Genomic DNA, 12,806 nt, shown 5'->3' with positions numbered 1-12,806 from the left:
ATATAAACAAGTATTTTTAGGGTTTATGGATTTAATCTCGGTCAAGAGTAAACCTTCTTTACATAATATCAACAGTAATTATTGTTTCACTTAAGTAGAATTTACCGATGTGCTTATTATTTTCTGCTCGTCATACGAAGTTTAAGTAGCTTATTTTTTTGAAAGGCAAGCAGATAACAAGGAAACCAAATATGAACCGTATCGTTTTAGCACCTGCAGTAGTCGCTCTTACGTTATTTACGACCAACGCAAATGCCAATATTGATCAGCTTAAAGGCCTATTAGGCGACAAAAAAGCGGAATCGACAGTAACTTCAACCAGCCTAACTGAGATGGCAACCAATGCAGCTTCAGGTATTGATTTAGCCAGCTTAATAGGCACAGTCTCTGACAATTTGAGTGTTTCTGAAACTCAATCTGAAGGCGGCATCGCCTCTATTATGAACTATGTGCAAGGCAACCTTTCAGGCGCCGATTACGCCCAGTTGGCAAGCAGTATTCCAGGTATTGATAGCCTTCTTGAAGATGTGCCTGCTCTTAGCAGTAATTCAGCAGCAAGCTCAAGTTCTTCGCTATCGGGTTTACTTAATAAGGCCTCTGAATACAGCTCTACACTTAAGTCGGTAAACGACCTAAAGCAACAATTTGAAGCGCTAGGCCTATCAACTGACATGATTGCTAGCTTTGTTACGCAAATCAGCTCGTATTTAAATGTAAATGCAGATGAAGAAACACAGGCGTTGTTTAAATCTGGTCTAGATAATTTGTTAACCGCTCTGTAACCTATCTAAAGCGTATTAATTCTTTTCTACTACCCAAATTAATACGCTTTAATGTTTTCGCAGGGGTATTCAGCATGGTGAAGTAGCAACCCTTGCCTATCTTTTTACACTCAAAAATGCAGCCTAATCGCCTATGCAAAACGCAATGTCTTGGTTTTCAGAGAAGCCAAAATGGTTTCGACTATCGACTTATCTTGTTCTCATCTATCTCACTTATGCGCTTCTTATTGGTGTTGTTACACCCGCGGTGCTAAAAGCAAAGTTACCCGATGCAGTGAAAGAAAACATTGGAAGAGAAACTGCTATTGAAGATATTTCAATCAACCCTTTCTTGCTAAAAGTAGACGTTACTAATTTTGTTATCTACTCAAATACTCACTCTACAAATGAAAGCGAAGGTAACCCAGCAGATCAGCAGCAAGAAAACCGCTTTTTTAGCGTAGAACACGTTTCGCTAGACCTTGGGTTCTGGCAATCACTTTTCACCTTAACTCCTGCCATTGAATCGCTGACCATAAGCAAGCCTTTTATTTCTGTTGCTCGTTTAAACGAAAATGATGACGAACAAACCTTTAACTTCTCTGACATTCTCTCCCACATAGAAAAGCGCAATACGAATGCCCCCACCGAGCCTGAAGATGCTAGCGAAGGACAAATTCCCCGAATTACGTTAGGTGACTTTGCGCTTAACGAAGGGCGAGTGGTTATTGAAGACAAGGTGACCAACACCCTGCTTGATTACCCAGAACTGAGCGTTGACTTGCAAGATTTGGATACTCACGCTGTGATCAGCTCAGGCAATGTTGGCAACAAAAATACTAACCCTAAAAGCGATAAAAGTGAAAGTGATCAGTCAAAAGGTAAGTTAGCGTTCAACCAATATCAATTTAACTTGCTGACCGCAGAGAAAGGTAACATTGCAATTGATGGCGAGTTTCAGCTATCTCCGTTAAAAATAACGACAGACATCACGATAAACGATGTAGCGCTTACGCCGCTATGGTCGCTTTCGAAAGATTTGATAGAAGCAGATTTAGTAGACGGCAAGGTTAACTTAAGCTTACATGCTGAAGTTTTTGAACAAGATACAGCCTTCCAGTTTATTCTAAAGCGTGGCGAATTTGCTGTTAACAACCTTGCGTTTAACACTGGCTCTTCGTCTAACACAACAGGTACTGCTAACAGTTCGCAAGAGGTTTTTGCCATACCCTCGTTTGCCATACACGATGTAAACGTAAACGGTTTAGAACAGCGAGTAAGCATTGCTGGCGTTGCCATCGACAACGTTCGAGTGTCGGCCCTATTTGATGAGTCAGGGCTTGATTTACAGCGCCTGTTTACCCCAAAAAGCTCAGCAGCAGATGCTACATCAGCTAACGCTAACCCCAGCGCAGCACATATAGGTAATAGCGCAGCGCAAGAAGGAAATAGTGAAACAGAAGATGAGGATGTTTCCAACGTAGCAACCGACAGCACAAATGAACTAGCACATGACACCGCGTGGTATGTCGAGCTACAACAATTTGAATTTAATAAGGGTACCATAGACCTAATAGAGCGCAGCGTAAGTGATGGCACCTATTACCGCCTCAGCAATATTAGTATTGAAAGCGGCGAAGTTACCACTAACTTCTCTAAACCCATTTCCTACACCACAAGTTTGCATATCTCTGCCAATCCACAAACGTTTAGCGACACATCCAAAGGTGCACTAAACAGTAGCGGCAGCGTAGTTATTGCAGAGCAAACCATAAAGGGCAAAGCAGCAATTGAGCAACTGGTGCTAAGTCAGTTCCAGCAGTACGTTTCCCCCCACGCAAATGTGACCCTTGAAGATGGGCTATTTAATTTAAACGTTGAGTTTGATGGGGCATTTAACAACGCCGCTGATAAAGACGATATAGACTCACTAAACGTTAAGGCTAGTACTAGCATTAATAATTTAAGCGTACTGGATGACGCCAGCTCTCCCCTACTACAATGGCAGTCCTTAAATGTAGACAACATTGAATTTGACCACGCATCGAACCAGCTAAGCGTAGACAACATTCACCTACAAGCGCCATTTGCACGACTTATTATTGATGAAGCTAAACAGACCAATGTGAGTAAGCTGATTGTCGCTTCATCAGACAAGTCCGCTAACAGTGAAAGTTCCAGCGAAAATAGCAGCGCAACCGCGTCGAACACATCAAACGCAAACGTGCCTGTGGGCACTACAGCTGAGCCTTCACAAGCCAACGAATTGGCCATCGCCGTTAACACCATATCAATTGAGAACGGTAAAGCCTATTTTGCTGATAACTCATTAACACCAAAATTTGCATCGGCCATAGAAAGCCTAAATGGGAATGTAACAGGCATAGACTCACGCTCGGCTACGCCGGCCAATGTGGATATCACCGGAAAGATAGACAACTATGCTCCGGTCAAACTAGCAGGCACTATTCACCCATTAAAAGACGATATAGACCTTGATTTAAATTTTTCAGTCAGAGGCGCCGAATTGACTTCAGTTAACCCCTACTCAGGCACCTACATGGGCTACTACATTGACAAAGGTTTGCTGTCTTTGGCTGTGCAATACAAACTAAACGGTAAGGCACTGGAAGGTAAAAATCATGTTGTTATTGACCAATTAACGTTGGGCAAAAAGTCGAACTCTGATCAGGCATTAAGCTTACCGCTTGGCCTTGCTATTGCGTTGTTAGAAGACAGAAACGGCGTTATCGATTTGGGTTTGGATGTGTCTGGCGATATCGACAGCCCAGATTTTAGCTTTGGCTCTATTATCCTCAATGCAATTGGCAATATTATTACCAAGGCAGTTACTGCACCGTTTTCGCTACTTGCGAACCTGGTTGGCAGTAACGATGAACTCGACAACGTTGAGTTTGGTTTTGGAGAGCATTCGCTAAATGCCGACGCTCAAGAAAAACTGAATACCCTTGCCAAAGCACTTAAAAAACGTCCAGGACTTAGGGTTAATATCGAAGGTACTGTCAACGCCATGTCTGATGCAGGTGCCCTAGCGCAACGTCAGTTGAACACCACACTTTTAACCAGAAGCGGCTATGCTGATTCATCTGCTCCTTCCGGCAACGCTAGTACTAACGAAAAATCTCTTGCTGGCAGTGAAAATGAAAGTTCCAACACCCTTGGCAGCGTACAGCGCGACTCAATAAGTGGCAGTAGTATCCCACTGGAAGGCCCGTTAGCCGACGCGCTTTTATCCTACTATGTTGAGGTGTTTACACCTGACCTTAATCAAGAATACGAAAACATGGTGGCGCAGCTTTATCCTGAACTCGCAAATTCAGACAATGAACAGAACCAAAAGAGTGCTGATAACAATAAGGAAGTCGTTAACGAAGAAAGTGTAAACCGAGCACTAAGCATTGCCCGATACAACAAACTGCGTAACAACATTGATATTCCAGAAAGTGATTTAGTTCAACTGGCTGACGCGCGCAGTAAAGCGGTGAAAGGTTATTTGGCAAATGAAGCTGAAGTTGAAGCGAATCGCTTATTCTTGCTAAATACTCAGCACGACTTACATACCGAATTTAGTGGTGTGGAATTAACGTTAGAGGCGAAGTAATGAACGGGTTGGCTTGAAAATAAAACCCGATAATTTAGGGAGCCATAAGGTCACTAAACAAAAAAAGGGTAGCTTATTCAGTTAAGCTACCCTTTTTTGTAAACAGTGACTACTGATATTACTTGCTACTTAAAACCCAGCTAGCAAATGGTACCGTAGTGCGTGCCTCGCCTACTTCTTCAAATGGGGCGCGCAAGTTGCGGATACATTAGACGCGTTGAAAATTTCAATCCAATAGCCGTCTGGGTCTTTGATAAATGCGATCCCTTTCATAGAACCGTCATTAAGCCCTTTCTGAAAAGGAACGTTTAGTGATGCAAATCGTGCACATGCGGCTTCAGCATCAGGCACATGAAAACCAATGTGCCCAAAACCTTTTGGCTCTGTATTTCCGTTATGATAATCAACCGCTTCTGGTGTATCGCCCCAATTGTGGGTTAACTCTAACATGGCCGGACGACCAAAAGTTTGCTGAGTACGTTCGTCAACATCGTCAGATATATCAGAGAAATCATCACCTGCCGCCAAAAAATAAAGGCTGAACTTCATTTCTTCAAAATCTAGACGCTTAATTAGCGTCATTCCCATAACTCGCGTATAGAAATCTAGCGAACGCTTGGGATCGGCAATGCGCAGCATAGTTTGGTTGAACACAAAACCTTGTGTAGCGGCATCTTTCTCTTCATACAGGCCTTCGGCCTTATCGAAATGTCGGCTCATAATAGTCGTCCTTAGCGATATAGATAATTAAGGCAAGGCAATCTTGCTTTGCCTAAAAACGAGTGCATAGAAGTGAGGGGTAATTTTCTTTTCACAACAGCACTTAGTCTATCCTCTTACGCGCTTTACCTCAGATGCGTTTTATACAACGTCTATTTTTTACAGCGCTTTTATTTTTTAGGGAGCTTTCCCCAAACCGAACCTGCATCACTCTTTTTCACCGGCGGCACTTTAGTATTGGTGTTTTTGCCAGTCGCTTCTTTTTGTTTGCTAGCGCCTTTATTAAATGAGCCTGGCTTAGTACCAGAAGTGCTTGGGGTATCTGATTTTTTAGGCGAAGTTTGTCGCGTGGACTCCGGTCGGTATTTTTTCACCATACCTTGCAACAAATTGCGAACCACTTGATCGCCAGCAGGTTTAAAGTTGCGATGGTCTGGCTTTCTAAAAAACGCCGACAGCTCACCTTTACTTATTCTAAAGTCTGCTAATTTAAGCACCGCTATCATATCGTCATCTTTATAACTCATCGCAATACGGATTTTGCGTAGTACTTCATTATTACTTAGTCGCTCTTTTGGCCCCAGTTCTTGAGGCATTTGCCCTTCTTGACGCCCACGGTTTTTAACAATCAGTCCATCTAAAAACAGCGCAATAATCTTATCGCGACACGGTAGATAACCCTCCTCGCCCTCTCGCTTCATCACGGCATGTAAATAGTCAATTTCCATGTCGTAGTTAACTAATTTAAAAATACTTATGGCGGCGGTATCGTTGATAGCTAATGCATAACGAAGGCGACGTAGAACATCGTTGTGGATCATGAAAATGGGCCTGAAAAGTGGAGTAGCCAATAATTGGTATGGATTAAAGTGTAGCGCAAATCGCGCTTTTTTGATTTTACACTACTTGACCATTCGCATCTATCGTGGGCTGTTAGTTGCGTAATTTCTACTAACAGATCATGAAACCAATTTAACGTATTTGGCGTAACGATATTGTAAATCTCGTTACGCTCATTTCTCTGGAGTACTGAAATTGAGTTTATTGGTAAAAGGACACTTCCATGGCAACGTTAAATCTCAATGGGAAAGACGTCAGTCTTCCCGATGATCCACGAACTACTTTGTTAGATTTTCTCCACCAGCATTTATCACTTTTTGGCACCAAAAAAGGTTGTGACCACGGTCAATGTGGTGCTTGTACCGTTATCGCTGACGGCAAGCGTATTAATGCATGTTTAGTGTTTGCATTCCAGTTAGAAGGCGCTGAAGTCACAACTATTGAAGGCATCGGTGAAGGTGAAAGTCTTCATCCGCTGCAAAAAGCTTTTATCGAGCGTGATGCGTTTCAGTGTGGCTACTGCACATCTGGTCAAATATGTTCGGGCGTATCCCTACTTAGGGAAATGAAAAATGAAGACCCTAGCGCAGTTACTTATAGTCAAACTCGTCACAGTAAAGCTTTATTGAAAGAAGATATCAGCGAACGCATGAGCGGTAACCTATGCCGCTGCGGCGCCTACCCTAATATTGTGGATGCTATAACCGATGTTATTGCTTTGGAGAGACAATAATGCAGCCATTCACTCTTCATCATTACAACGGCGAAAAGCCGTTGAGCAGCCTGCCCCTGAACACAAGGTCACGATTTTTGGCCGGAGGTACAAACCTAATAGACTTAATGAAACTACAGGTAGAAACGCCTAAAACATTAGTAAGTCTTGCGAAATGGGATAAAGCTAACACGATCAGCGAAGACGACAATCACTATTATATTGGCGCCATGGTGACTAATTCTGACTTAGCGAAGTTTGCTCACACCCAGCCCTCTCTGTCTTTACTTGCACAAGCTTTATTAAGCGGTGCAACAGTTCAACTTAGAAATAGGGCAACCACTGCAGGCAATTTGCTACAACGTACCCGCTGTTATTACTTTTATGACACCACAAAAGCCTGTAATAAACGAGAGCCAGGCACTGGCTGCAGCGCATATGACAGCATGAATAGAATTCATGCCATATTTGGCACCAGCGAGAGCTGTATCGCCACACACCCTTCCGACATGGCCGTAGCCATGATTGCGCTTAACGCACAGGTACATACGCAGCAACCTGATGGCAACACGCGTCAAATCGCGCTACGAGATTTCTACCGCGAGCCAGGCGACACGCCGCACATAGAAACCCAATTAGACGAAGATGAACTTATCACCCATGTCAGCATAATGAAAAAAGCAAACGGCACGCAGTACTATCACAAAGTACGCGACCGTTCTTCCTATGCGTTTGCTCTCGTTTCTGTTGCGGCTGGTTTGAAAATTGAAGATGGTCGTATTAAAGACCTTTCTCTCGCCTTTGGTGGTGTGGGCACCAAGCCTTGGTATCCGCAAAAAGCAATCAGTGTTCTTGAAGGCGCGGAACCAACCCAAGAAGTCATATCGCAAGCCGCGGAAGCTGAGTTATCTGAAGCAAAAACGTTTGGCAGTAATGACTTTAAACCAGAACTATTGCGCAGGACGTTAGAAAAAGTGCTTCTAGAGATAGCAGAACATCAGGAAAAGCACCCCGAACATGAAGGAGCTTTATATGACAACGCATAATGCCAAAACTGTAGGGACGCCAGTTAGTCGAGTTGATGGTTCAGCAAAGGTGTCAGGCCAAGCAAGGTACGCTGCGGAGCATATGAGCGATCGCACTCCTTTGATAGGCTGGGTTGTATCAAGTGATACTGCCGTAGGTAAAATCACATCCCTTAATACAGAGCAAGCGGAACAGGTCGAAGGCGTACATGCAGTCATCACGTATAAAAATGCAGGTACTCTTAAGCCATTTAGCAAGCCTGCGGATGAAAGTCGGTTTACTCAAAGTCGCGCCGTACTTAACGAACCTCACATTCGTCATTTCGGTGCGCCGGTCGCTCTAGTTATTGCTGATACTTTGGAGCAAGCACGCTATGCCGCAAGTCTAGTAACCTTCACCATAGACAGTGAAATACCAGATTTGCTGACAGAATTCGATGATGCAACGCAAAAGCCAGCGTCGCTAGATGGTGGGTTTGAGGCAGATGCATCTAGCGGTGATAAACCGCAGCAAAGTGATATCCAAGCAAGCATTAACGAAACTTATACTACACCAAGCCAAATCTCTGCCGCTATGGAGCCTCATGCCACGGTTGCCGACTTTAAAGATGGAAAGCTTGAGGTCTATTGTAGCGTTCAGATTATAGCCACGGCTGTTGAGGCGCTTGCGATTACCCTTGAAATGGACGCAGCAGACATCGTAGTGCAGAGCCCCTTTGTAGGTGGCGGGTTTGGCTCTAAGCTAGGTCTTCATTACGATGCAACACTCGCTTGTATAGGGGCTAGGTATTTAGAGCGGGCTGTAAAAGTGGTGTTAAGCAGGCGACAGGTCTTTTATAACACCCCGCATAGAGGACACAGCATACAGAAAATTAGCCTTGCTTCTGGTGATGATCATGCACTGTTAAGCGTACAGCACAAAAGCGCTATGCCAAAAGCCAAGGGCTATGAGTTTGCCGAAGCAACAGGTGCCGGCGCACGGGTTACCTATAAATCTCAGTTTATTGAAAGTACGCATAGGGTCAAAGACGTAGACCTGCCGCTTATCGACTCTACCCGTTCTCCTGGAGACGCCATTGGCTCCCTTGCTTTTGAATCGGCCATTGATGAACTTGCCCACGAAGCTGGTGTCGACCCGCTCACATTTCGCATAAAAAATCTGCCGGTAGTTCACCCTATGAAAGGCACGCGATTTACCACCCACAACTTAGGTGAGTGCCTTCGTCAAGGCGCGCAAAACTTCAAGTGGCAGCATAAAACACAGCCCATACCGGGTAAACAAATCGGCCATGGCGTAGCCAGTGCTATGCGTATGAATGTGCTGGTGGAAAGTTCAGCTGAAGTGGAATTGAGTGCTACCGGTGAGGTAACGGTTCGCACTGATATGACAGATATTGGTACAGGCACCTACACAATTCTCACACAAATTGCCGCCGATACTTTAAATACGTCGGTAGACAATGTCACAGTAAAACTCGGTGATAGCCGCTACCCTGCTTCATGTGGTTCAGGTGGCTCATTTGGCGCAGCAAGCTCTGGTTCGGCGGTTAAAAAAGCCTGTGAAGCGCTTATTGCGAATATTAAAAGCTCACTTCCCCCAGCCCTTAGCCAAGCTGAAGTACAAATTTTAGATGGGCAAATAAAGTTAGTCTCGATTGCACAAGATGGTGATGAAGAAGTAAGTAGTCCGGTATTACTCGCCAACTTTATGTCCGACAGCGACTTCCCCATATCAGCAACCGGTAAAGTATCCGAAGATGACACCAGCGATGATGAGCAGTATTCATGTGGCGCTCATTTCGCGGAAGTAGAGGTAGATGAATACACGGGTGAAGTTAGGCTACTTCGCCAATACGGTATGTTCAGCGCGGGGCAAATCTTGAATATGAAAACAGCTGCATCTCAAATAAAAGGGGGAATGGTATGGGGTGCTGGCAACGCACTTACTGAAGGGATCCATCACCATAGAGACACGGCAAGCTTTGTAAATCCAGATTTTGGTGAATATCACGTGGCAGTCAATCGGGACATTGCCGAAGTTAGCCTGGATTTCTTACAAGAGGCAGATTATGCCGCGTCGCCAGTGGGCGCAAAAGGTATTGGTGAACTAGGCATTACTGGAGCAGGCGCCGCCATCGCTAACGCAATTTATGATGCATGCAAAGTGAGAGTACGAGACTTCCCCATTACCATGGATAAAATAATCGCAGGTAAAAACTAAGCAAAGAAAGCGGCCTAACAAGGCCGCTTCACATTTTACTATTTCAAATGGCTATCAAAAAAGTCTACCGTTCGACGCCACGCTAATTCAGCATCTTTGGGACTATAACGACTTGTTGAATCGTTGTGAAATCCATGCTGTGCTTTAGCGTAAGTAAAGGCCTCATACTCAGCAGCATTTTTTTCTAATACTACTTTGTATTCCTCCCATGTAGCATTCACTCGCTTATCGTTTTCAGCAAAGTGAATCAATAAAGGGCCTTTTACTTGATCGACTAAGGGCTGTTTCGCTGGGGTTCCGTAGAAAGGAACAGCAGCGTCCACCTTGTCAGGTATGCTGGCTGCTAGAAAATTAGCAATATACCCACCAAAGCAAAAACCTACTACACCAAGCTTGCCTGTGGTTTTTTCGTGATCTTTTAACCACAGTGCTGCCGCTACCATATCTTGTTCTATCTTGTCCTTATCAAGGCTCTTTTGCATAGCACGGCCATCGTCATCATTTCCCGGGTAGCCACCTAACGGAAACAGCGCGTCAGGAGCAAACGCTACATAGCCTTGCATAGCTAGCCTTCTGGCTACGTCTTTTATATAAGGGTTAAGCCCGCGATTTTCGTGTACCACTAAAACGCAAGGCGCAACGCCAGATTCCGGTAGACTAGTGGGCTGCACTAAATAACCGCCGCCTTCACCATGGCCTTTGGGCGAAGAAAAAACTTCGTAAGTCGCTTTAATTGCGGGGTCGTTAAACGAAACCTGTTCTGCTTTGGCATAGTCAGGGATCAGTGCGCCACCAACAGCGCTCACGGTCAAACCTGCAACTGAAAGCGAAGCAAGCCTGGTTAAAAACGTTCGACGGTCTATGTCACCGTGGGCGTATTCATCGTACCAATCAAACGCCTCTTGAGGGATATTAAGCGATGCTTCTTGCGGTGTTTTTTGCGGTGTTTTTTGCGGTTTTGGGGGGGTATTTTGCTTCATCGGTTTAACCTTTATGTGGTAGCACAAACCCCGTGCTCCGAAAATTGTCGGTAACATCTACTCTACGTGTGGTAGCCAAGAAAGCAAAGCGCAATTCATTTTCAAAGCGATAACCCTTACATCACATAAACTTAGTACCTTGTAACCACCAAGACGCTGCAACTTGAAGTGGCGAGGGGTCGTTGATGTCAGAAACCCAAACAACGAGGGCGTGTTTTTTGGCTCTTATATGAGTATTACTTGGCGAAGGCAGAGTAGCCACATATTGCTGAGCATTGTCTCCGTTGCTACTCGATAATGCGTTTTCATAATCGACTACTATAAAGTCGTGAGTGAGCTTTCGCCCGGTGTTCTCTCCTCGCGTAACTGAGGTTTCTATGCCAAAGCCAAGTAACGCAGCGTGAACAACTAGCGTGTTCGATGTACTTCTGTTGATATTGTTGAAGGACACATCAATGATGTTGTTTTGAACCGAAGCATGAAGTTCGCCAGACAGAGGGGCGACTCGGTTAGGTAACGACTGCCCCCGAAACCATCCATTCCAAGCACGACCATTTAAAGCAAAACCTGGCGTGGCAATGGTGTTTGCTTTGCCTACACGCTTATAATCTCGCTGCCGTTTACTAAAAGTACTGTCAGCAAATGGATCCTTCCAGCCTAGATAATCCCAGTAGTCCACGTGAAAGTTAATGGGAACCAGTTTTGTCCATAATTTATCGCTCTCTACAAACCCTGAAATCCATTTTTCCGCAGGCGGACAGCTGCTGCAACCTTGGGATGTATAAAGTTCCAAGACGATTGTTTGGTTGGGCGTACTGGTAAGTATAAAAGGCGTGTTTGTTGATTCATTGGTTGCTATATTTGTTGCTACCTCTGTCGCTACGTCTGTTTCTAGCAGCGGCCCAGATGACAGCTTAGATAACGGCGCTAATTCGGACGCTGGAGCAAGTGCTGAACCTGCAGTTTTGCTTTCATTAGAATGCAGAGTAAGGGCAGCTTTAACTATAGGGTTCTTTGCGGATTGACTTGAAGCATTATCCACGTCGCTATTTGTAGATGTTGAAACCTTCGAGTGTTCCGGTTGTGCATTAATACGCCAGTCATAATCGATAAACCGCAGCTTGTAATTGTTAGGAATAGGTTCGGCTAGATACTGGTTAATGTATTGAGGTAAGTCCTTTGCTTTTCCGGAAGCGACAAAGTCTTCAGTATAAAAATCGAGGATTTCCGAAACGTACACGCGCTTGCGTTTGTCATCAAAGTAAAAGTGCTTCTTATTCCCGAAGAACTCACGGGTGGCTTGTCCAAGGGTGTCGTCTAAGGTTTCTGCATAAAACGGCGTTTGCGGTAGCCTTGGGCAATCTTTTACCATGCAGTTAAGCGCAAAGTGGGCCCTGGGCTCGTTAAGCGGTCTAATTACATCGTTTTCAAAATCATATAAATTGGTAACTTTACCGCCAATCACCACATCGCGAAATTTGAAAAAAGCAGCCCGCGAAAAGAAACTAGTGAAGCCATCTGGAATACCTTTTTCTATAACCCCGTACATGGCTAACGCATTATAGCTATTGATGTAATAGGCCATCACGGATTGTGGTGAGTCAAACAATTCAGGCGTAACGTCAGGGCTAGCAAAACTGATAAAATTAATGACATTTTCAAGGGGCGCTATATCTTCAGTTAATCCTTTGAAGTCGGTTCGTCCCGCTTCATCTACGTAGTTTTCAAGTACATATTCCCAATCTTGTGTTGCTTTGTAATAGCCTTGCTTAAGTTGCGCTAGCTCTATTGGTTGAGCGCTGTTGATATTTAACCCGCCCTCAGACGCTTGGCTACTGTTGGCAGCTGATAAAATATACAACAGCAGCATGGACAAGATAATGGCTAACACACTCCCAAATTGAGGAAATCGGCGAGGCTTCATG

Annotated in this window: 9 protein-coding genes; 5 read left to right on the top strand and 4 right to left on the bottom strand. The window is 44.5% G+C overall.

All coding sequences use genetic code 11. The features are described 5' to 3' along the window. Positions 1 to 191 precede the first annotated feature (191 nt). Complete coding sequence (locus tag AC27KT_RS05955) at positions 192 to 782, top strand: DUF2780 domain-containing protein (RefSeq protein WP_487128254.1); 591 nt, start codon at positions 192 to 194, stop codon at positions 780 to 782. Positions 783 to 927: 145 nt separating this feature from the next. Beyond that, complete coding sequence (locus AC27KT_RS05950) at positions 928 to 4,383, top strand: DUF748 domain-containing protein (protein ID WP_487128252.1); 3,456 nt, start codon at positions 928 to 930, stop codon at positions 4,381 to 4,383. Between the two features lie 171 nt (positions 4,384 to 4,554). On the opposite strand, the gene gloA is transcribed toward AC27KT_RS05950, so the two are convergent. Continuing rightward, positions 4,555 to 5,103, bottom strand: coding sequence for a lactoylglutathione lyase (gene gloA, locus AC27KT_RS05945; protein WP_487128250.1), 549 nt, complete (start codon positions 5,101 to 5,103; stop codon positions 4,555 to 4,557). 170 nt (positions 5,104 to 5,273) lie between these two features. Beyond that, positions 5,274 to 5,924 (bottom strand): YehS family protein, encoded by a 651-nt coding sequence (locus tag AC27KT_RS05940; protein ID WP_487128248.1) that lies wholly within the window; start codon positions 5,922 to 5,924, stop codon positions 5,274 to 5,276. Between the two features lie 242 nt (positions 5,925 to 6,166). Between AC27KT_RS05940 and AC27KT_RS05935 the strand changes: the two genes are divergently transcribed. Genes AC27KT_RS05935 through AC27KT_RS05925 form a run of 3 tightly spaced genes read left to right on the top strand, consistent with a single transcriptional unit; the run spans position 6,167 to position 9,901 of the window. After that, the gene (locus AC27KT_RS05935) at positions 6,167 to 6,676 is read left to right on the top strand and encodes a (2Fe-2S)-binding protein (protein WP_487128246.1); all 510 of its coding nucleotides are present in this window, start codon (positions 6,167 to 6,169) and stop codon (positions 6,674 to 6,676) included. Next, on the top strand, positions 6,676 to 7,701 hold the full coding sequence (locus tag AC27KT_RS05930; protein WP_487128244.1) for an FAD binding domain-containing protein: 1,026 nt from the start codon (positions 6,676 to 6,678) through the stop codon (positions 7,699 to 7,701). The genes AC27KT_RS05935 and AC27KT_RS05930 overlap by 1 nt, the downstream gene beginning before the upstream one ends. Continuing rightward, positions 7,688 to 9,901, top strand: coding sequence for a xanthine dehydrogenase family protein molybdopterin-binding subunit (locus AC27KT_RS05925; protein ID WP_487128242.1), 2,214 nt, complete (start codon positions 7,688 to 7,690; stop codon positions 9,899 to 9,901). The genes AC27KT_RS05930 and AC27KT_RS05925 overlap by 14 nt, the downstream gene beginning before the upstream one ends. 38 nt (positions 9,902 to 9,939) lie before the next feature. Here the strand turns inward: AC27KT_RS05925 and AC27KT_RS05920 are convergent, their stop codons facing one another. Both AC27KT_RS05920 and AC27KT_RS05915 read right to left on the bottom strand, forming a co-directional pair. Beyond that, a complete protein-coding gene (locus tag AC27KT_RS05920; RefSeq protein ID WP_487128240.1) occupies positions 9,940 to 10,881 on the bottom strand; it encodes a dienelactone hydrolase family protein in 942 nt (313 codons plus the stop codon). Positions 10,882 to 11,002: 121 nt separating this feature from the next. Then, on the bottom strand, positions 11,003 to 12,805 hold the full coding sequence (locus tag AC27KT_RS05915; RefSeq protein ID WP_487128238.1) for a DUF1223 domain-containing protein: 1,803 nt from the start codon (positions 12,803 to 12,805) through the stop codon (positions 11,003 to 11,005). Between the last annotated feature and the right edge of the window lies 1 nt (position 12,806).

The organism is Alteromonas sp. 5NW40-0090 (assembly GCF_057552975.1).
Note: the sequence above shows the minus strand (reverse complement) of the source record. Positions and strands in the feature narration are given on the sequence as shown.

Bases quoted from the DNA above. Each gene is read 5' to 3' on its own strand.
- AC27KT_RS05955 (WP_487128254.1), top strand. From the start codon at position 192: ATGAACCGTATCGTTTTAGCACCTGCAGTAGTCGCTCTTACGTTATTT.
- AC27KT_RS05950 (WP_487128252.1), top strand. From the start codon at position 928: ATGTCTTGGTTTTCAGAGAAGCCAAAATGGTTTCGACTATCGACTTAT.
- gloA (WP_487128250.1), bottom strand. From the start codon at position 5,103: ATGAGCCGACATTTCGATAAGGCCGAAGGCCTGTATGAAGAGAAAGAT.
- AC27KT_RS05940 (WP_487128248.1), bottom strand. From the start codon at position 5,924: ATGATCCACAACGATGTTCTACGTCGCCTTCGTTATGCATTAGCTATC.
- AC27KT_RS05935 (WP_487128246.1), top strand. From the start codon at position 6,167: ATGGCAACGTTAAATCTCAATGGGAAAGACGTCAGTCTTCCCGATGAT.
- AC27KT_RS05930 (WP_487128244.1), top strand. From the start codon at position 6,676: ATGCAGCCATTCACTCTTCATCATTACAACGGCGAAAAGCCGTTGAGC.
- AC27KT_RS05925 (WP_487128242.1), top strand. From the start codon at position 7,688: ATGACAACGCATAATGCCAAAACTGTAGGGACGCCAGTTAGTCGAGTT.
- AC27KT_RS05920 (WP_487128240.1), bottom strand. From the start codon at position 10,881: ATGAAGCAAAATACCCCCCCAAAACCGCAAAAAACACCGCAAAAAACA.
- AC27KT_RS05915 (WP_487128238.1), bottom strand. From the start codon at position 12,805: ATGAAGCCTCGCCGATTTCCTCAATTTGGGAGTGTGTTAGCCATTATC.